Source organism: Cohnella zeiphila, from assembly GCF_014212055.1.
GTDB lineage: Bacteria > Bacillota > Bacilli > Paenibacillales > Paenibacillaceae > Cohnella > Cohnella zeiphila.
In genome coordinates, this window is sequence record NZ_JACJVO010000009.1 from 541,972 (window position 1) to 560,699 (window position 18,728).

The window sequence follows — 18,728 nt, forward strand, 5'->3', positions numbered from 1 at the left end:
CAGCAGCGATGAGAAAGCCAGCGATGCCCGATACGGACGGCCCAGAGAGAGGAACCTTCGGCTGCGAGTTCCTTCCGGTACCGGCAGGCATTTACCCCTTTCGAGCTGCAGCGCCGAACCCGCCGACGGCGGCATTAAGCGCTGCCGGGTCATGACCGTTATCCTATGCCCAAGAATCGGCTGTCCGAATGCAGCGGCCGGTTGAACAAGGGTGGAACCACGAACGCACGCGCGCTCGTCCCTTCCGGGGACGGGCGCTTTTTTGCGTCGGTCGGACTTTTCGCGCCAAGGTGATCTACTTGAAGGAGGCTGCACAGCCATGGCTTTGCAATTGCAGATTCAATTGCCGGACGGATCGGTGCGGGAGTACGCTTCCGGGACGACCATCGAGGACGTCGCCGCATCGATCAGTTCCGGACTTCGCAAAAACGCCGTTGCCGGCAAGGTGGACGGAAAAGTCGTCGACCTCGCGACGCCGCTCATGCAGAACGCGTCCTTGGAGATTTTGACGCTGGACGCGCCCGAAGGGCTGGAAGTGATGCGCCACAGCACGGCCCATTTGATGGCCCAGGCGATCAAGCGGTTGTACGGCAGCGACAAGGTGAAGCTTGGGATCGGTCCGGTTATCGAAGACGGCTTCTACTACGATATCGATCTGGAGCAGTCTATTACGCCGGACGATCTGGCGAATATCGAGCGCGAGATGGAGAAAGTCGTCAAGGAAGACCTGCCGATCGTTCGCCGCGTCGTCAGCCGGGAGGAAGCGCTGCGGATCTACGAAGAGCTGCAGGATCCGCTCAAGCTCGACCTGATCGCCGGGCTGCCGGAAGACGCCGTTATTACGATTTATGACCAGGGCGAATTTTTCGACTTGTGCCGCGGCCCTCATCTTCCTTCGACCGGACGCATCAAGTCGTTCAAGCTGCTCAGCGTGGCCGGCGCGTACTGGCGCGGCGACAGCCGGAACAAGATGCTGCAGCGCATCTACGGCACGGCCTTCGCCAAGAAGTCGCAGCTGGACGAGCATCTTCACTTCCTGGAGGAGGCGAAGAAGCGCGACCACCGCAAGCTCGGCAAGGAACTGGAGATGTTCACGTTCTCGCGCGAAGTCGGGCAGGGATTGCCGCTCTGGCTGCCGAACGGCGCGAAGCTCCGGCGCACGCTGGAGAGGTACATCGTCGACCTGGAGGAGAAGCTCGGCTACCTGCACGTTTATACGCCGGTGCTGGCGAACGTGGATCTGTACAAAACGTCCGGGCACTGGGAGCATTATAAGGACGATATGTTTCCGCCGATGCAGCTCGACAACGAGGAACTCGTTCTTCGCCCGATGAACTGTCCGCACCATATGATGGTTTACAAAAGCGAGCTGAGAAGCTACCGCGATCTGCCGATCCGGATCGCCGAGCTCGGCATGATGCACCGCTACGAGATGTCGGGCGCCCTCACCGGTCTGCACCGGGTGCGGGCGATGACCCTGAACGATTCGCACATCTTCTGCCGGATGGATCAGATCAAGGACGAGTTTACGCGCGTCGTCGAACTGATTCGGCAAGTGTACGAGGACTTCGGCATCAAGGAGTATCGCTTCCGTTTGTCCTACCGCGATCCGCAGGATAAAGAGAAGTACTGGCCGGACGACCATATGTGGGAGACGACGCAGCGGATGCTGCGCGAGGTCGTCGAAGAGATGGGATTGCCGTTCTTCGAGGCGGAAGGCGAGGCCGCTTTCTACGGACCGAAGCTGGACGTCCAGGTGAAGACGGCGCTCGGCAAGGAAGAGACGCTGTCGACCGCGCAGATCGACGTCTTGCTTCCGGAACGGTTCGAGCTTGAATATGTCGGCGACGACGGCAAGAAACATCGCCCGGTCGTGATCCACCGCGGCATTATCAGCACGATGGAACGGATGACCGCCTTCCTGCTCGAAAACTTCGCGGGCGCGCTGCCGGTCTGGCTGTCTCCGCTGCAGGCGAAGGTAATCCCGGTCAGCATGGCTTACGAGGACTACGCGCGCACGGTAACCGACAAGCTGCTGGCGGCCGGCGTTCGCGCGGAGAGCGACTTGCGCAACGAGAAGATGGGCTACAAGATTCGCGAAGCCCAGCTGGAGAAGGTGCCGTATATGCTCGTCGTCGGCGAGAACGAAGCGGCGGGCGGCACGGTATCGGTTCGCCGCCGCGGCGAAGGCGACTTGGGCGCCCAGGCGCTGGACGACTTCATCGCGCGCATCGCGGGCGAGATCGCTTCGAAGCGGGTTGACTGACGCGGGACCGGGACCGAAGACCCGGAGCCGCATAAAGCTTGCAGTCATGGGGCACCCTTCCCTACAAGGGAGTGTGCGACCATGTCTGCAAGCTTTTTGTTTCGCAAGGCTCGATCGGCTGCACGCCTGGGCGTCTTTCTGCCGCTCTTGCTGGCGCTGGCCGCCCCGTCGCCCTGCGCTGACGCCGCGCCGCCGCATTCGGCCGGACAGGGCCACGGGAAGGCGGCTCCGGCGCACAAGGCGAAGACGCATGCGGCGCATCGCCCGGCTGTGAAGAAACAAGCGAGCAAACCGGCCGCGAAGCGCGCCGCTCGGAAGGGCGGCACCGTGTCCCGATCCCGCCCTCCGAAGCAAAAGGCCGCCTCGCGGACGCAAGCTTCCCGGACGAAAGAGAGCGAGACGGTTCGCGTCTTCTCATCCGGCATCGGCCGGACATTCCGGGTCGTGGCGACGGGGTATACCGCCGGGATCGAATCTACGGGCAAGAGCCCCGGGCATCCCCAGTACGGAATCACCTTCTCCGGCGTCAAAGTTCGAAGGGGGAAGCTGTCGACGATCGCGGCGGACCCCAAGCTGTTCCCGATCGGCACGGTGCTGTACATCCCCGGTTACGGTTATGGCGTCGTCGCCGACACCGGTTCCCGGATCAAAGGACGGAGAATCGATCTGTATTTTCCCTCCACGAAGCAAGTTTTTCGGGAGTGGGGCAAACGTACGGTCGACGTCAGGGTGGTTCGAAAGGGAGAAGGCACCGTCACCGAGCCCATGATCGCGGCGATTCGCGAGGCGCTGTTTCGGGAGGAAGAGACAAAGTACCGCGGCTGATCGCGAACCAAAGAGAATTTTCCCTGCTAAATGGGAAATATTCTCTTTTTCTCGCGGTTATGCTACAATCACTATAGATTCATATGTTCTCTCCAAGGAGTGACCTGGGGGCTATGACGAACTTCCTGCGAGATATGGAGCCGTCGAATCGGATGGAGATGGACAAGGACAAGTTGGACGAGCTTTACAGACAGATGATCAAGGTGGTTCGGCACAAGCTGATCTGCAAGAACGACGTGGGCGATGTCGTTCAGGAAGCATGGGTTCGCATCCTGGAGAAGATCGACACGCTGCGGGAATCCGACAAACTCGTTCCATGGGCCAAGACGATTGCGGCCAACCTGGCTTCGAACGCCAACCGGGCTCGCCGCATTACATACGCTTACGACGGGGACGAGAACTATGAGAAGGCACTGTCTCCCATTCCCGATCCGGAACTGCTGACCGAATTGTCCGACCTGCTGGGCCGCCTCGATCCGGTGACGAGAACGCTGCTGCTTTACAAGTTTTATTACGGCTTCCGCGATGATGAGATCGCCGCTGCGCTGGACATGCCGGTCGGAACGATCAAGTCCCGCATTCATCGGGGCCGCGAACGGCTGAAAGCCCAGGAGAAGAAAGATGACCGCCCGCCTGATCCGTAAAGCCGATGGATGAGAATAGAAATTCAAGCGAAAGAGAAGCGTCGGCGCGCTGCTCTTTCTTTTTTTTGTAAGCCTTTCGAGCATCCGGAACAGGGATTGCGCGTTTTGGTCGCTATTCGCTAAAAATACCTGACATGAGCGTTCTCAAAAGGGGTGTTTTCCTGTACAATATGTGTATGTGTTACGAAAGTTAACAAGAATAGACAGGTGAAATCTCATGAATGACCCGGTCAATTCCGTTCCGACAGGCGTACCGCAACGCCGTAAAAACGCCGAGGTGCTTTTGTTCCTGGAGTCGCTGATCGAGAAGCGGACTCAGGAAGTCGCCGAGATCGAGCAGATGGTCGAAAGGTACGAACGCCGCATTCGCAAGGAAGAGCAGGCTTACCGGGCCATGTCGCCGATTCGGCGCATGTTGGCCGGCAAGAAGCCGGATCACCACGTCGCGGTCGAATATATTCATTATGTGAAGAAGCCGTTGGAGAAAGCGAAAGCGATCCGCGAAGAAATCGCCCGTTACCGGGGGATGTTGGACGGCACCGTGCCCGTGGAGCTACCCGAGCGTTAATCGGGCCAGGCTGCCGTCATCTCCTTCGGTCCCCTATCGTTCGCTTGTCCGCGCCCTTCGTTTTAGCACGCCCCCTTCAGGGGGAGCTTGCTCCCGGTTTACTCCTCTCCCAATTATGGCCTTTCCCGCATTCTTTCGAAATCCCCGCCGCTCAGGTAGTCCGCAACGTTACCGCTTTTGGCCTATCGCACGCCAAGTCCGGCATGGCTTTCTTTCGTCATCCCCTTCGCTCAGATTCATTTTGCCTTTATCGCATTGAATCGAATGCGTACGATTTGGCGTGTCTTTCTTTCAAAATGAGAGGGAGGCGGTTGCCTGAAGGAAGGGGATTTCGGCGGAAAACGGTTCGACAACCGAAAGAGAAGCGGAGATTGCAACGGATTGAGCGTGCTAGCGAACGCGCGCGCCAAAGCGAAGTTCGGCGCGCGCGGAGAGAGGAGAAGCGGTCAGCGTTGCTTGGGAGGGAAGGGATCGGACTGGCGCAGAAGGTCGATGTCGATAAAGTCGCGATCCTGGCTGTACGCCGGGACGCCGTGGATGCTCACGTCCAGGCCGACGAGCTCTTCGTCGGCCGTCACGCGGACAGGCCGCCACCAGCCGATCAGGCGCAGCGTCACCCAGGTCAGCGCGAAGCCCCAGACGGCGACGACGGCAAGACCGAGCGCCTGCACGCCGAGCAGCCGCCAACCGCCGCCGTAGAACAAACCGGCATGCGCGGCGGCTCCGGGCTGAGCGAACAGGCCGACGGCCAGCGTGCCGATCGCTCCGCTGACGCCGTGGACGGCGAAGGCGCCGACCGGGTCGTCTACCTTCCGGCCTTCCAGCCACTCGCTGGCCAGCACCATGGCGACGCCGGAGACCGCGCCGATCAGGATGGCCGCTCCGTCCGAGACGTACGCACACCCTGCCGTGATGCCGACCAGCCCGGCGAGAGCGCCGTTGATGACCATCGGCGGATCGGCTTTCTGATAACGGAGAATCGTAAACAGAATGCAGGCGGCGCAGCCGGCGGCGGAAGCGAGCATGGTCGTTACGGCGATATGGCCGATGGCGGCGTTCGTCGCGCTCAGGGTGCTGCCGGAGTTAAAACCGAACCAGCCGAACCAAAGAACGAAGGCGCCGACCGAAGCGAGGGGCAGGTTGGACGGGGGAACGATGTTCACTTTCCCTTCCGCGCCGTAACGCCCGAGTCTCGGCCCCAGGAACAGGGCGGCCGCCAGCGCGGCGAACCCGCCGAGCGCGTGAATGGCCGCCGAGCCGGCGAAATCGATCATGCCGAGCTTGCCGAGCCAACCGCCGGACGACCAGATCCAATGGCCGGAGATCGGGTAGATGAGCCCGGTCATCACGATCGTATATACGATATAGGCGCGAAAGTGAATCCGTTCCGCCGCGGCCCCCGAGACGATCGAGATGACCGCGATGACGAAGGCGCATTGGAACAGCCAATACGTCTCGTGAGAAATGTTAACGGGAAGATGAGCCAGATCGCCGCGCATAAAAAAGCCGCTTCCGCCGATCAAGCCGAACGCGTCCTTGCCGTACATAAGAGCGAAGCCGATCAAATAGTAGACAAGCGCGCCGAACGCGATGTCGACGAATACTTTCATAATGATGCTGACGGCGTTTTTCTGCCGGACAAATCCGGCTTCGAGCAAGGCGAATCCGCCTTCCATGAGCAGAATCATCGCCGCGGTGAGAACGACCCAGACCGTATCCAGGCCGCGTGACAAATCGCTAAGCTGCATGTTTTCAACTCCAACTTGATTATGAAAACCTAACATAAATTCGACGAAACCGCCCTCATTATATAGTGGGAAGTTACCTATGTCAACGAGAGATGTTAGGCTATGTAACATTTATGTGAGTTTATATGGAAAATTACGGAAACCTTCTCGGTCTCGGGACGGAGAACGATTTCCACCCCGCGCCGCTGGGGAGAAAACGAGCGATCCCGTATAATGATGGCATAAAGAGCGGCCGGCCAAACGGCCGACAATCGATAACACGCTAAAATCGGAGGAACGTATCATGCGACATTCGGCTGTGAATCGCTTGCTGTGGGGGATCGTTCCGGTTGGAATCGGGGTCGTGTTCCTGCTGAATTATTTGGGGTTCACGAATTTCGACATCGGCGACTTGTTCAAGACGTTCTGGCCGGTCATTCTCATTGTGATCGGACTTCAGGGATTGCTGCTGCAGCCCAAAGGAAGCCTTTGGTGGAATCCGCTCGTCGTGTTGCTGGGCGTCTTTTTCCTCGGACGGAACTTGAACTTGTTCGAATGGGAGCTTTCCGATCTGATCAAACTGTTCGGTCCCATCATCTTGATCCTGTACGGACTCAGCGTCATCTTCCGCGGAGGCGGCCGCGATCGCAACCGCCGTCGTTCCCGGCGGGACGAGAACCGCTGGAACTCGATCGATCCGCCGCCGCAGGCGCCGCCCCATCCGCCTTACGAGAACATGGGGCCTCCGCCCCCGCCGCCTCCGGAATCCTATGACGGCCGGCCTCCGTTCGAGCCGACGGCGGGACCGAATCCGAATCCCTTGGGCGGCGGAGCGTCGTACGGTCCCGGAGCGCAGACCGGCTACGGCGGAACGAACCATACGCATGCCGATCCGAAGGGCTCGGAGCACTGGAGGCATCAGTATTGGCGCGACCATCATCAGCCCCCGTGGAAAGGCCAGTGGCATCAAGCCGACGGGCGGGAGAATCATTCCCGTTTTATCGGCGACATCTCGATCGGGCACGACTATTTCGAATTGAAGCCGATCAACATCTCCCACTTTATCGGAGACACGACGCTGGATTTGACCCGGGCTCAGATCCCGGCGGGGGAGACCAAAATTTATATCTCCGCCTTTATCGGAGATACCAAAGTGTATGTGCCGAACGACTTTACCGTCGGCGTGCGGGTCGTGTCGAGCTGCCTGATCGGAGACGTGAAGGTCATGGACCAGAAGCGCAGCGGCCTTTTCAACCAGATGAACACGGAAACGCCGGGGTTCTCGGATTCTCCCAAACAAGTGATTATCGTCGTCAGCTCCTTCATCGGCGATGTTCGCGTGACGAAAGTAGGTTGAGACGGACGTGATGCGGCTGATTCGCAACAGCAAGTGGGAATGGGCGGTCTATGCGGGGGTGTCCACCGCCGTATGGATCGCGCTTTTCTACGCCGGCTGGACGGCCGCGCCGGAAGCCGCCCCGATGCCGAAATGGCGGACCGGGTGGGCGATCGCGCTGCTCCTGCTCAACCTGGCGTCCGCCTACGCGCTGGGCAGAAGAACGCAGCGGCGGCTGGATCAGCTCCAGCTCGCGATGAAGCAGGCGTCGGCGCACAATTGGCAGATTCGCCTTCCGGAGCTTAAAGGGGATTCGTTCGCGGAGGTTTACGCCGAGTTCAACCATATGGTGGGCAAGCTGGAAGCGCGGATGAAGCTGCTTCAGCAGCTTGGCGAGCAGAAAGTCATGGAGGAGGCGCCCACTCACGAAGCGGCGGTGCTGGAGGAACGGCGCCGGCTGGCCCGGGACCTGCACGACTCGGTCAGCCAGCAGCTTTTTGCCATGCATATGGCCGCTTCTTCGCTGCCTCAGCTGATGGAGCGAAATCCGGAGCAGGGGGCCGAAGTGATGCAGCAGCTGATCGTCATGTCGACCGCCGCCCAGAAGCAAATGCGCGGCTTGATCGCGCAGCTTCGCCCGATGGAATTGCAGGGGAGAACGCTGTCGGAAGCGCTCGACCGCTGGTTCCCCGATTATTGTCGGCAGAACGGGCTGCAGGGCACGCTGGACGTCCGGCTGGACAATCGGCTGACGGAAGCGAAGGAGCATCAGATGTTCCTGATCATCCAGGAGTCGATGGCCAACGTCGTCAAGCACGCAGGGGCCAAAGTCGTAAGATTGACGCTGGGCGAGACGGAGAACCGGGTGTCGCTGCTGATCGAAGACGACGGAGCGGGATTCCGGTCCGAGCAGGTGCGCCAAGGTTCCTACGGCTTGTCGACGATGAAGGAAAGGGCGCAGAAGCTTGGCGGCGAAGCCGAGATCGTGTCCAAGCCGGGAACCGGCACGACGGTGAAGATCTGGTTCCCGAATTTCGAGCGAAAATAACGTTTGGGCAAAGGAGTTCGAGCGGCATGGGAGATGCGGCTACCTGCAACGTACTGATAATCGACGATCATGAGATGGTCCGGACGGGCCTCAAAACCTACCTGATGCTCGATTCGCGCTTCGAGGTCATCGGGGAAGCTTCCGGCGGGGAGGAAGCTTTACGCGCACTGGAGCGCGGAGGCTTCCAAGACCGAATGCCGGATCTGGTGCTCATGGACCTGATGATGCCGCGGATGGACGGCGTCGAAGCGACGAGGGCGCTGCTGGCGCGTTTTCCTCATTTGAAGATCATTATTCTGACCAGCTTCCTAGAAGACGACAAAATCGTCGAAGCGATCGAGGCGGGAGCCGTCAGCTACGTGCTCAAAACCGTGTCGGCGGACGAGCTGATCTACGCCATGCAGGGCGCGCTTCGAAGCATGCCGGTCATGAGCGGAGAAGTGTCGCAGGCTCTGACGCGCGGTCTCCGGCGCCGCTCGGCGCAAGAGCCGGACGAAGGGTTGACGGAACGCGAGCGGGAAGTGCTCCTTCTGATTGCCGAAGGCAAATCGAACAAGGAGATCGGGGACGAGCTGCACATCAGCGTGAAAACCGTCAAGACGCATGTCAGCAACTTGCTGATGAAGTGCGAGGCGGAGGACCGTACGCAGCTGGCGATATACGCCCACCGCAAAGGATGGGCGCAGTAGGGCGCATGCGCGCACGGCGGATAAAAGAGGGAAAAAGCGGGAACGATAGTGGAGAAAAGGGGGATTCCCATGATTCCGCTCCATTCCCGACTAACTTCCAGCGTCCGGGACTACCGCCCGGTTCGGGACGCGCTGACCGAGCGAGGCTTCGCTTTGGGCGGGGCCTGGGATTACGATAACGGCTCGTTCGATTGCGCGCTTGACGAAGAGAACAAGGTGTGGCTCCGGCTGCCTTTTCAAGTGACGGACGGACATCTCGACGGCGAATCTCCGGAAGCGGACGCGCAGATCCGGTTCGGGTCGCCATTCGTGCTGAAGCATCTTTACAACGAAGGGCTTGACGCCGAAGCGCAGCCGAGAACGATGGGCGCGCTGTTCGATCAATTCCAAGATCCTGTCGATGCGGATGCCGAGATCGAACCCCAATGGGTCGACAAAGCTCGCCGGCGGCTGCAGGAGGCCGAATCGGCCTGCCTGCCGTAAAACGCGCGCGACCGGCGCCCTCCGGATGGTCCGGAGGGCGCTTGGTTTTGCCGATTCTTTCCTCGTTCGAACGGTTTGTTCATCTTCCGTTCATCTTTTTAGTTGGTGTTCATTTCGATTTAATCTATCTTTAAGGTTGAAGAGTGAAGATAGAATCAAGCCAAACGAAATGAAATCCAATGCCGGTTACGGCGAGCGATATGACTTGAGGAGGAATGCCAAATGGACGATCAGTTCAAAAAACCGGAAGATTTGTACGGGTTCCGATATGGGGAAGATCAGCACGGCAACAAACGGGAAGCGGAGGAATCCGAGACGCGCGCCGAAGCGAGCGATTCGGGGGAAGAGACGGTTTACCGTCCGTCCGGTTCCGAGCGCGTTACCGAAGCGACGTATACTTACGGTCCGTACAGCGTAGGAGGCGGCAGCCAGGACGGCGCGGGCCAACCTCCGAGCGTCGTGCCCGCAAGCCGCGAGTACCGGCCTTTTACCGTGTCCGGCAACGGGCGCAACTGGGATCAGCCGCCGCGCCGGCGCAGCTCGTTCCGCGCGATGTTCGCTTCCTTCCTGGTCGGCGTCGTTGCCGTGGGCGGTTTGATGTACGCGGCGGACCAAGGCAACTGGTTTACCGACAAGGCGCTGGCCAGCACGTCCGCGCCGGCCGCGCAAACCTCTTCGGGCAGTTCGACGGGCGGCACGGTGAGCAACGCGGCCGACGTCGTTCGGCCGAACAATATCTCGAAGATTTTCGAGCAGGCCAGCCCCGCGGTCGTCAAGATCGAAACCTACGCGCCCGTGCAGTCGAGAGGATCGGGTGGCAACAACCTGTTCGACGATCCGTTCTTCCGCCAGTTTTTCGGCGATGATTACGGCGGCGGCAATGGCGGAAACGGCGGAAATGGCGGCAACGGCAGCAACGGCGGGAGCAACAGCGGCTCCGAGCAAGAGCTGGGCATGGGCTCCGGATTTATTTTCGACTCGTCCGGCTACATCCTGACCAATGAGCACGTCGTCGACGGCGCCTCCGACATCAAGGTAACGGTGAACGGGTACGATCAGCAATTCACCGCCAAGCTGCTCGGCTCCAGCTACGATCTGGACCTGGCCGTCCTGAAGATCGAGGGCAGCAACTTCCCGACCCTGAAGCTCGGGGATTCCAACGCAACCAACATCGGAGACTGGGTCGTGGCGATCGGCAATCCGTACGGCTTCGACCATACGGTGACCGTAGGCGTGCTGAGCGCGACGGAACGTTCGATTCCGATTCAAGACGGCAATAGCACTCGGAACTACCAGCACTTGCTGCAGACGGATGCCTCGATCAACCCCGGCAACTCCGGCGGCCCGCTGCTGAACCTGAACGGCGAAGTCATCGGCATCAATACGGCGGTCAGCACGGAAGCGCAGGGCATCGGCTTCGCGATTCCGACCAGCACGATCAGCGATGTGCTGGATAAGCTGAAGACGAACACGAAGATTCCTGCCGCGCCGGCTCCGTTCATCGGCGCTACGCTCCAGGATCTGGACGCCACTTCGGCGAAGCAGCTTGGACTCAGCTCCGATACGAAAGGCTCCATCGTCATCACGGTACTCTTTGATTCTCCCGCCTACAATGCCGATCTTCGTCAGTATGACGTCATTACGGGCATCGACGGGAAATCGTACGGGAACAAGGAAGACTTGACTGCGGCCATTCAGGCGAAGAAGGTCGGAGACAAGGTGACCTTGAACGTCGTTCGGAACGGCAAGAAAATCGACGTTCCCGTCACGATCGGAGACAAAAATACGTACCAGGAACAGCATCCGACCGACGACCAAACGCAACAATAAGACAACGCCGACGCTTGACGCCGGAGAGGGGCAGCCTTTCGAGGCTGCTCCTTTTGTATAGGCGGCCCCGCAATTGGAGGGGAATTTGTACACAAGGAACGACATCCGCCCGGGCAGCATGTACAATAGATCATAGCCGAACCTACATTCGAATCGATAAAGGGGATTTAGATGAGATCTCACATTGTAGTCATTGACGACGACGAGAAAATCACTTCTCTGCTTCGCCGCAGCCTCGCATTCGAAGGTTACGAGGTGACGACGGCGCCGAACGGGCAGGAAGGGCTGCGCATTCTGCAGGGAAGGCATGCGGATCTGGTCGTGCTGGACGTGATGATGCCGATGCTCGACGGCTGGGAAGTGTGCCGTCGCCTGCGCACGGCGGGCATTCATTCGCCGGTGCTGATGCTAACGGCCAAAGACGACGTGCAGGACCGGGTCAAGGGACTCGACCTGGGAGCGGACGATTACCTCGTCAAGCCGTTCGCGCTGGAGGAACTGATGGCGCGCGTCCGCGCCTTGCTTCGCCGCCGGCCGGAGCAGATGGAGGAGAACAACCAGCTGCGGTTTGAAGATCTGGTTCTCGACGTCGACGCCCGGGAGGCGATCCGCGGCGACCGCCGCATCGAGCTGACCGCCAAAGAGTTCGATTTGCTGCATTTCTTCATGCAAAATCCGAAGCGGGTATTGTCCCGCGACCAAATCATGGAGCGGATCTGGGGCTACGATTACAGCGGTGAATCCAATGTGCTGGAAGTATACGTCGCCATGCTTCGCCAGAAGCTGGAGGAACATGGAGGCAGCCGGCTCATCGTGACCGTCCGCGGCGCCGGGTACGTGTTGAAAGGAGAAAGCTGATCCGTCATGTCCATCCGGCTCCGCCTCACCTTGTGGTATTCGGGACTTCTTGCCGTCACGCTGGTGGCGTTCGGATTTTTGGTTTATTACATCGTTTATCATAATACGATGCAGGATTTGAAAGAAAAGCTTGCCGATCAATCCAGGTCGATTTCAGTGCAAGTGAATCCCTTTTCGGGGGCAATGAGCCTTCAATTGATTGGCCGGTTGAACCCGTCCATTGGCGTACAACTTGTCAACTATGTTGCGGGAGGCGATAAGGGGAAAGTCGTTCAACAATCGAACAATTTGGGAGCTGATCCGAATATACCGGATAGTAAAGAAATCGAATTACCACACCCGTCTTTAGACCAAATTGATTTCAGTTATCGGTTTATGAAGTATACGGTGAATGATCAGCCGGTTTATGTGTTTGAATCTCCGGTTTCCATAAATTCAAATCAGACAGCAGGATTGGTTCAAGTTGTCGCTTTTATGGACAGCCAAGAGGGCTTTCTGGCCCAACTCCGCAACATTTTTTGGTTGGCCGGAACAGCCGGAGTTATCGTCGCCTTCGCTCTCGGCATGTTCCTCTCCCGTAAAGCTTTAAGGCCGATCGAGCAGGTGACGGAGGCCGCGGAGCAGATACAGAGCGGATCGGACCTGAGTATCCGCATTCCGGGCAACAGCCAGGACGAGATCGGACGGCTCCGGTATACGCTGAACCACATGCTGGAACGGATCGAGCGAGCGTATAACGGCCTGGAGGAGACGAATATCGCGCAGCGCCGTTTCGTGTCGGATGCTTCCCACGAGCTGCGGACGCCGCTCACGACGATCCGGGGCAATGTCGATTTTCTGGAAAAGATTTGGTCTCAGCCGCAACAGCCTGCCGTGCAGGACGTAGCGGACCGGGAAGGAACCGAGGTCAACCGGACGCTCAGCGCCGAGGAACGCGAGACGATGTCGCGGGAGGCGCTGCACGATATCGCGGACGAGTCGCGCCGGATGAGCCGGCTCGTCAACGACATGCTGTCGCTGGCCAGGGCGGACGCGGGGTACGTAGTCGACAAGGATCGAGTCAGCTTGAAGCCGCTCGCCGAAGAGGCGGCGCGGAGAGCGGCGTTCCTGCCCCGCACGGCGGAATGGAAGATCGGTCCGCTGGACGCGCTCGAAGGCGTATGGGTTCAGGGGAACCGCGACTATTTGCTGCAGCTTTTGTTTATTTTTATCGAGAACGGCTTCAAGTACACGCCTTCCGGCGAAGTCCGGCTGGAGGCGATTCGAGCTGGAGACCGGATCGGCCTCGTGGTCGCGGACACCGGCATCGGCATGAGCAAGGAAGAAGTTCCGCATATCTTCGACCGGTTCTACAGGGTCGACATTTCTCGCGGACAGACCCCGGGGACCGGCCTCGGCCTGTCGATCGCGAAGTGGATCGCGGATATGCACAACGCCTCGCTGGAAGTGCGGACGAAGCTCGGGGAAGGGACCCGATTTATCGTCTGGCTGCCCATCGACTTTTCCCAACCACCCGAATACGGTATAATGGAAGCATCGGCACGCCCGGAGCTTCCGGATCGGGAGTCTTAAGACCTAATATACAGGGGCGGGAAAGCAGGCGTTTGACAATGGAGGTCGTGAAAATCTCCCCGAGGGGATATTGTTACGGCGTGGTGGATGCCATGGTCTTAGCGCTTCAGACGGCGCGCAACCTGGATCTGCCACGCCCCATTTATATTCTGGGCATGATCGTTCATAATAGCCACGTGACCGATTCGTTCGAGAACGAAGGGATCATCACGCTGGACGGCCCGAATCGGCTCGAAATTTTGGAGCGGGTCGACAAAGGCACCGTGATCTTCACCGCTCACGGCGTCTCTCCCGAAGTTCGCCGCCGCGCCAAGGAGAAAGGGCTGACGATCGTCGACGCCACTTGTCCGGATGTTACGAAGACGCACGATTTGATCCGCGAGAAGGTCGACGACGGCTACGAGGTGATCTATATCGGCAAGAAGGGGCACCCCGAACCGGAAGGGGCGATCGGCATCGCGCCGGACCGCGTGCACCTGATCGAGAAGGAAGAAGAAATTTCGGAACTCAAGCTCTCCTCCGAGCGTATAATCATAACGAACCAAACCACGATGTCGCAATGGGACATCCGGCACCTGATGGCCAAGCTGCTGGAGGCATTCCCCCAGGCGGAGATACACAACGAGATCTGCCTGGCTACCCAAGTACGACAAGAGGCGGTCGCGAACCAAGCCGGACAAGCGCAGCTCTGCATCGTCGTCGGCGATCCGAGAAGCAACAATTCGAACCGGCTCGCGCAAGTCTCCTCCGAGATCGCGGGCGTGCCCGCCTACCGGGTATCCGACGTGACGGAGATCAAGCGGGAATGGCTGGAGGGGATCGAGCGCGTATCGGTCACTTCGGGCGCCTCGACGCCGACTCCGCTGACGAAGGAAGTCGTTCAGTACTTGGAGCAGTACGACCATCAGAATCCGGACACCTGGGAGATCCGCAGAACCGTAAACATGAACAAGCTGCTGCCTGCCGTGCGGGAGAAGTCGGTTTAGATATGTGAAGGGTCAACGGCGCCTTGGTCTTGCGAGGAAGGAGCGCCTCATGAAACGGTTACGCAAAATCGGACGTTTTTTTAAATATCAATACGTCAAGCTGCTACGAGCCAAGGGCGGGGCTTCGGTCGTAGCCATGGGTTTCGCCGTCGGTTTATTCGTCGAAATGTTCAATCTTCCGACATACGGGACTTCGTTCTTGCTCGTATTTCCGTTAAATTTCTTGTTTCGGGGAAGCTTCGCGGCCGCGCTCGTCGGCTTTCTGTTCGGCAAAATGATCTACATTCCGATGTCGATCCTGAACACGAAGATGGCGGGATGGGTGCTGCCCAAGCACTTCGTCGTTCAGATCTCGTTCCTGCCGAATTGGATCAACCACGCGCTGCTGCTGAATTTGAAGCTGATCATCGGAGGGATTATCGACGGAGCCATTCTGGGCTTGCTGTTTTATTTCCCGATCCGGTACAGCGTCAACGCCTTTAAGCGCAAACGCCGCGAGAAACGCAGATTGAATCGGGCCAAGATGGACGCGAACGCCGTGCTGGAGTAACAACTCCCGCGCGGCGTTTTTCGTTTTTCGGCCGATGCGAAAACTCGTTGACAGCCGGTAAGCTTGCGGATATAATCACTTTAACGAGTCAAAGCTTAAAAGCGTATAAGCGTCGAAGCGTATAAGCGCTAAAATCTTGTTTCAGGAGCGTGGAATCATGATCGTCATTACATCCCCGAACATTTCCGAAGAGCGGATCTCCGAGATCGTCCGCCAGATCGAGCTGGGCGGCGTGAGCGCGCACGTCTCGCGCGGCGTCGATCGTACCGTCATCGGCATTATCGGCAAGGCCGACCCGCATCTGGCCGAACATATCCGTTCCATGAACGGCGTCGAGAACGTCATTAAAATTTCGAAGTCCTACAAGCTTGCCAGCCGCGACTTCCATCCGGACGACACGGTCATCGAAGTGAAGGGCGTCAAGATCGGCGGCGACAATCTGGTCGTCATGGGCGGACCTTGCGCGGTGGAGACCCCCGAACAGATCGACGAGATCGCCCGGCTGGTCAAGGCCGCAGGCGGCCAAGTGCTTCGCGGCGGCGCGTTCAAGCCGCGCACGGGTCCTTACAGCTTCCAAGGCATCGGCGTCGAAGGCTTGAAATGGATGAAGGAAGCCGGCGACAAATACGGCCTCGTCACGATTACCGAGGTCATGACGCCGGAGTACGTGGACGTGTGCGCGGAATATGCGGACATCATGCAGGTCGGCACGCGGAACATGCAGAACTTCGACCTGCTGCGCAAGCTCGGCACGATCCGGAACCCGGTGCTCCTGAAGCGGGGCTTCAGCTCCACGTATGACGAGTGGCTGAATGCGGCCGAGTATATTCTCGCCGGCGGAAACCCGAACGTCATGCTCTGCGAGCGCGGCATCCGCACGTTCGAGACTTACACGCGCAATACGTTCGATCTCGCGGCGATTCCGGCCGTCAAGACTCTGTCCCACCTTCCGGTGATCGCCGACCCGAGCCATGCGACGGGCCGACGCGAGCTGGTCGAACCGATGACGAAGGCTTCCTTGGCGGCCGGCGCCGACGGCATGATCATCGAGATGCATACCGATCCGGACAACTCCGCGACGGGCGACGGCGTTCAATCGCTGTTCCCGGACCAATTCGCGAATCTGCTCAAGGATCTGGAGAAGCTCGCTCCGCTGCTCGGCAAGAAATTCGATACGCCGAAGGAGCCCGCCGAAGCATTCGCGACATGGGTGAAATAATCGATCGCTTCAAACGAACCGCCCCCGGGGACTTGCGACCCGGCGGGCGTTTTTTTATCGTAAACATCCGATAAGGAAGACGAGCGCGGCCAGACATTATTCTTCACGCGACGGTCCTCCTTCGACAATCAGACGCAAGACCTCAACGTAATCTTGAAACGCAGCTCGTCCGGCATCGGTGATCGCAAGCCAGGTTCTGGGCCGTTTTCCCGCGTACCCCTTGAAGACTTGGACGTATCCTGCCGCTTCAAGGACACTAAGATGCTTGGACAGAAGAGAATCGCTGACTTCAATCTCATCGCGCAAAAATCGAAAGTCGACCCGATCCGCCGGCGCCAGCGCGGCCATAATGGATAACCGAACCGGTACATGGATCAATTCATCCAGCCTATGCCGAAAATGATTCTCCGATGGGCTCATGAACGCCACACCCGCCAAGCTCCATACCAGGCCGGCAAGGCCGGCAGAACCCCCAAAATGACGACCCAGACGGTAAGACGATCCGGCTGCGTCCAAAGGCGAAACATCACATCCGCCGCTACCAATCCGCAAAAAATCCAGGTAATGGGGAGTTTAAGCCGTCCATAGACTTGACTAACGACTCTCTGACGCGCTGCGAAGAACAGCGTGATCAAGCCTAGAACAGGAATGGCAGCCGCGGCGGCGTTCGCCGGCCAACCGGTCGTAACGGGAGGAGCCAACACGCCGAAAGCCGCGATGGCGGCCCCCATCGCGAACCACAACCATCCGGTTCCCTGACCTCCAAGCTTGACTCTTCGTTCCAGTCTTTTGATTTCAGCAAGCGCGTTCCGGGCATTGATCGGTTCCTTATCTTGGATCATCCATCTTCCCCCTCCTTCAATTACTTGAATGATATCATTTACTTTACTGTGATTCAAGTGAAAAGCTCTCCGATTCTCGCCGCGCCTCCCGAAGCATAAAAGTGAGAAGGAGGAGGGGAACGATTATGCTCAGCTTGGGGGTGCTGGACCAATCGCCGGTCGGTCCGGACGGCAGCGCGGAGGCTGCCCTGAGGCGGACGATCGAGCTGGCACGGTTGGCGGATCGGCTAGGATACTCGCGTTTTTGGGTGTCCGAGCATCATAACGCCAGAAGTCTGGCGGGCGTCTCGCCGGAAGTGCTGATCTCGGCCGTCGGGGCGCATACGTCGCGAATCCGGATTGGCTCCGGCGGCGTGCTGCTTCCGCATTACAGTCCTTATAAAGTAGCGGAAAATTTTCGCGTGCTGGAGGGATTATATCCTGGCCGTGTCGATCTGGGAATCGGGAGAGCGCCGGGCGGCCTTCATCTCGTGTCGCAGGCGCTGCGCAACGGCGCGCCTTTATCGGGCGACGAGCGTTTGCCGGAGCTGCTGAAGGAGCTGGCGGCATATCTGGAGATCGGCAGGCCGCTCGGTCCGGACCATCCGTACCGCGAGCTGGAGGCGACGCCGCGGGTCGGGACAGCCCCGGAAGTTTGGCTGCTAGGCTCCAGCGGCTTTAGCGCCGCCTTGGCCGCTCAGTTCGGAGCTGGCTTCTCGTTCGCGCATTTCATCAACGGGGAGGGAGGGCAGGATGCGGTTCGCTATTATCGGAAGCATTATCGTCCGGGGCCGTTCGGTTCCCGACCGCAAGTGAGCGTGTGCGTGTACGTTCTTTGCGCGGATACCGACGAGCAGGCGGAATGGGAAGCGATGGCGATGGATCTTCGCCTCCTGGCCAACGAGAAGGGAGAGTTCCGGCGTCCGTTCCCGACTCCGGAAGAGGCGGCGGCCCGTCCGTATACCGAGCGGGAGCGCGCGTCCATCGCGAAAAACCGGAAGCGGATGATCGTCGGCGGGCCGCAGCGGGTCCGCGAAGCGCTGGAAGCGTTCGCCGAGAGCTACGGCGCCGAAGAAGTGCTCGTCGTTTGCGGCATGTCGGACTTCCGCCTGCGGCTTCGCAGCTACCAGTGGCTGGCCGCCTTATTCCCGAACAGTTCGGAGAGGCATTTTCGCTAAAATTCGACATGCCGAAAGAGCGATCGGTTTCCGGGAGAAGGGATCGGAAAATCCGAACCTTCCCCCGGACTCGAAGAGAAGGCTGACAGGCCGGGAAAAATGTAAGGGTTTACAATTGGAAGCTTGCC

Annotated in this window: 18 protein-coding genes; 15 read left to right on the forward strand and 3 right to left on the reverse strand. The window is 59.1% G+C overall.

From position 1 onward, the window contains the following. Nucleotides 1–319 precede the first annotated feature (319 nt). From thrS to H7C18_RS09565, 4 genes are all read left to right on the forward strand, one after another. Complete coding sequence (gene thrS / locus H7C18_RS09550; protein ID WP_238357568.1) at nucleotides 320–2,266, forward strand: threonine--tRNA ligase; 1,947 nt, start codon at nucleotides 320–322, stop codon at nucleotides 2,264–2,266. A 270-nt stretch (nucleotides 2,267–2,536) separates the two neighbouring features. Next, nucleotides 2,537–3,091 carry a 3D domain-containing protein gene (locus tag H7C18_RS35510; RefSeq protein ID WP_420481846.1) on the forward strand — a complete coding sequence of 185 codons (555 nt, stop codon included), beginning with the start codon at nucleotides 2,537–2,539 and terminating at the stop codon, nucleotides 3,089–3,091. A 113-nt stretch (nucleotides 3,092–3,204) separates the two neighbouring features. Beyond that, nucleotides 3,205–3,735 (forward strand): RNA polymerase sigma factor, encoded by a 531-nt coding sequence (locus H7C18_RS09560; protein WP_185128786.1) that lies wholly within the window; start codon nucleotides 3,205–3,207, stop codon nucleotides 3,733–3,735. A 217-nt stretch (nucleotides 3,736–3,952) separates the two neighbouring features. Beyond that, nucleotides 3,953–4,303, forward strand: coding sequence for a hypothetical protein (locus tag H7C18_RS09565; protein ID WP_185128787.1), 351 nt, complete (start codon nucleotides 3,953–3,955; stop codon nucleotides 4,301–4,303). A 446-nt stretch (nucleotides 4,304–4,749) separates the two neighbouring features. Here the strand turns inward: H7C18_RS09565 and H7C18_RS09570 are convergent, their stop codons facing one another. Next, nucleotides 4,750–6,051, reverse strand: a complete 1,302-nt coding sequence (locus tag H7C18_RS09570) for an ammonium transporter (protein ID WP_185128788.1) — start codon at nucleotides 6,049–6,051, stop codon at nucleotides 4,750–4,752. Between the two features lie 283 nt (nucleotides 6,052–6,334). On the opposite strand from H7C18_RS09570, the gene liaF reads away from it, so the two are divergent. The 10 genes from liaF to aroF all read left to right on the forward strand — a co-directional run bounded on the left by liaF (nucleotide 6,335) and on the right by aroF (nucleotide 16,601). After that, nucleotides 6,335–7,387, forward strand: a complete 1,053-nt coding sequence (gene liaF / locus H7C18_RS09575; RefSeq protein ID WP_185128789.1) for a cell wall-active antibiotics response protein LiaF — start codon at nucleotides 6,335–6,337, stop codon at nucleotides 7,385–7,387. A 10-nt stretch (nucleotides 7,388–7,397) separates the two neighbouring features. Further along, nucleotides 7,398–8,414: a HAMP domain-containing sensor histidine kinase gene (locus H7C18_RS09580; RefSeq protein ID WP_185128859.1), complete on the forward strand. Its 1,017-nt coding sequence runs from the start codon at nucleotides 7,398–7,400 to the stop codon at nucleotides 8,412–8,414. Nucleotides 8,415–8,440: 26 nt separating this feature from the next. Next, nucleotides 8,441–9,103, forward strand: a complete 663-nt coding sequence (locus tag H7C18_RS09585) for a response regulator (RefSeq protein ID WP_185128790.1) — start codon at nucleotides 8,441–8,443, stop codon at nucleotides 9,101–9,103. Between the two features lie 69 nt (nucleotides 9,104–9,172). Next, nucleotides 9,173–9,586 (forward strand): YugN family protein, encoded by a 414-nt coding sequence (locus H7C18_RS09590; RefSeq protein WP_185128791.1) that lies wholly within the window; start codon nucleotides 9,173–9,175, stop codon nucleotides 9,584–9,586. Between the two features lie 222 nt (nucleotides 9,587–9,808). Further along, a complete protein-coding gene (locus H7C18_RS09595) occupies nucleotides 9,809–11,416 on the forward strand; it encodes a S1C family serine protease (RefSeq protein WP_185128792.1) in 1,608 nt (535 codons plus the stop codon). Between the two features lie 171 nt (nucleotides 11,417–11,587). Further along, nucleotides 11,588–12,274 carry a response regulator transcription factor gene (locus H7C18_RS09600; RefSeq protein WP_185128793.1) on the forward strand — a complete coding sequence of 229 codons (687 nt, stop codon included), beginning with the start codon at nucleotides 11,588–11,590 and terminating at the stop codon, nucleotides 12,272–12,274. 474 nt (nucleotides 12,275–12,748) lie between these two features. Continuing rightward, nucleotides 12,749–13,846 (forward strand): sensor histidine kinase, encoded by a 1,098-nt coding sequence (locus tag H7C18_RS09605; protein ID WP_337913216.1) that lies wholly within the window; start codon nucleotides 12,749–12,751, stop codon nucleotides 13,844–13,846. Nucleotides 13,847–13,884: 38 nt separating this feature from the next. Then, nucleotides 13,885–14,832: a 4-hydroxy-3-methylbut-2-enyl diphosphate reductase gene (locus H7C18_RS09610; RefSeq protein ID WP_185128795.1), complete on the forward strand. Its 948-nt coding sequence runs from the start codon at nucleotides 13,885–13,887 to the stop codon at nucleotides 14,830–14,832. 49 nt (nucleotides 14,833–14,881) lie between these two features. Further along, nucleotides 14,882–15,382, forward strand: coding sequence for a DUF2062 domain-containing protein (locus H7C18_RS09615; RefSeq protein WP_185128796.1), 501 nt, complete (start codon nucleotides 14,882–14,884; stop codon nucleotides 15,380–15,382). A gap of 157 nt (nucleotides 15,383–15,539) precedes the next feature. Then, nucleotides 15,540–16,601 (forward strand): 3-deoxy-7-phosphoheptulonate synthase, encoded by a 1,062-nt coding sequence (aroF, locus tag H7C18_RS09620; protein WP_185128797.1) that lies wholly within the window; start codon nucleotides 15,540–15,542, stop codon nucleotides 16,599–16,601. Between the two features lie 96 nt (nucleotides 16,602–16,697). On the opposite strand, the gene H7C18_RS09625 is transcribed toward aroF, so the two are convergent. Further along, the gene (locus tag H7C18_RS09625; protein WP_185128798.1) at nucleotides 16,698–17,021 is read right to left on the reverse strand and encodes a winged helix-turn-helix domain-containing protein; all 324 of its coding nucleotides are present in this window, start codon (nucleotides 17,019–17,021) and stop codon (nucleotides 16,698–16,700) included. Next, nucleotides 17,018–17,443 carry a hypothetical protein gene (locus tag H7C18_RS09630; protein WP_185128799.1) on the reverse strand — a complete coding sequence of 142 codons (426 nt, stop codon included), beginning with the start codon at nucleotides 17,441–17,443 and terminating at the stop codon, nucleotides 17,018–17,020. The genes H7C18_RS09625 and H7C18_RS09630 overlap by 4 nt, the downstream gene beginning before the upstream one ends. Before the next feature lie 125 nt (nucleotides 17,444–17,568). Here H7C18_RS09630 and H7C18_RS09635 point away from each other — a divergent pair, with 125 nt between their 5' ends. After that, nucleotides 17,569–18,600: an LLM class flavin-dependent oxidoreductase gene (locus tag H7C18_RS09635; protein WP_185128800.1), complete on the forward strand. Its 1,032-nt coding sequence runs from the start codon at nucleotides 17,569–17,571 to the stop codon at nucleotides 18,598–18,600. The last annotated feature ends 128 nt before the right edge of the window (nucleotides 18,601–18,728 follow it).

Coding starts and splice junctions, on each gene's coding strand:
- H7C18_RS09565 (WP_185128787.1), top strand. CDS start 3,953: ATGAATGACCCGGTCAATTCCGTTCCGACAGGCGTACCGCAACGCCGT.
- liaF (WP_185128789.1), top strand. CDS start 6,335: ATGCGACATTCGGCTGTGAATCGCTTGCTGTGGGGGATCGTTCCGGTT.
- H7C18_RS09610 (WP_185128795.1), top strand. CDS start 13,885: ATGGAGGTCGTGAAAATCTCCCCGAGGGGATATTGTTACGGCGTGGTG.
- H7C18_RS09615 (WP_185128796.1), top strand. CDS start 14,882: ATGAAACGGTTACGCAAAATCGGACGTTTTTTTAAATATCAATACGTC.
- H7C18_RS09580 (WP_185128859.1), top strand. CDS start 7,398: ATGCGGCTGATTCGCAACAGCAAGTGGGAATGGGCGGTCTATGCGGGG.
- H7C18_RS09605 (WP_337913216.1), top strand. CDS start 12,749: ATGGACAGCCAAGAGGGCTTTCTGGCCCAACTCCGCAACATTTTTTGG.
- aroF (WP_185128797.1), top strand. CDS start 15,540: ATGATCGTCATTACATCCCCGAACATTTCCGAAGAGCGGATCTCCGAG.
- H7C18_RS09595 (WP_185128792.1), top strand. CDS start 9,809: ATGGACGATCAGTTCAAAAAACCGGAAGATTTGTACGGGTTCCGATAT.
- H7C18_RS09585 (WP_185128790.1), top strand. CDS start 8,441: ATGGGAGATGCGGCTACCTGCAACGTACTGATAATCGACGATCATGAG.
- thrS (WP_238357568.1), top strand. CDS start 320: ATGGCTTTGCAATTGCAGATTCAATTGCCGGACGGATCGGTGCGGGAG.
- H7C18_RS09570 (WP_185128788.1), bottom strand. CDS start 6,051: ATGCAGCTTAGCGATTTGTCACGCGGCCTGGATACGGTCTGGGTCGTT.
- H7C18_RS09635 (WP_185128800.1), top strand. CDS start 17,569: ATGCTCAGCTTGGGGGTGCTGGACCAATCGCCGGTCGGTCCGGACGGC.
- H7C18_RS09590 (WP_185128791.1), top strand. CDS start 9,173: ATGATTCCGCTCCATTCCCGACTAACTTCCAGCGTCCGGGACTACCGC.
- H7C18_RS09625 (WP_185128798.1), bottom strand. CDS start 17,021: ATGAGCCCATCGGAGAATCATTTTCGGCATAGGCTGGATGAATTGATC.
- H7C18_RS09560 (WP_185128786.1), top strand. CDS start 3,205: ATGACGAACTTCCTGCGAGATATGGAGCCGTCGAATCGGATGGAGATG.
- H7C18_RS09600 (WP_185128793.1), top strand. CDS start 11,588: ATGAGATCTCACATTGTAGTCATTGACGACGACGAGAAAATCACTTCT.
- H7C18_RS09630 (WP_185128799.1), bottom strand. CDS start 17,443: ATGATCCAAGATAAGGAACCGATCAATGCCCGGAACGCGCTTGCTGAA.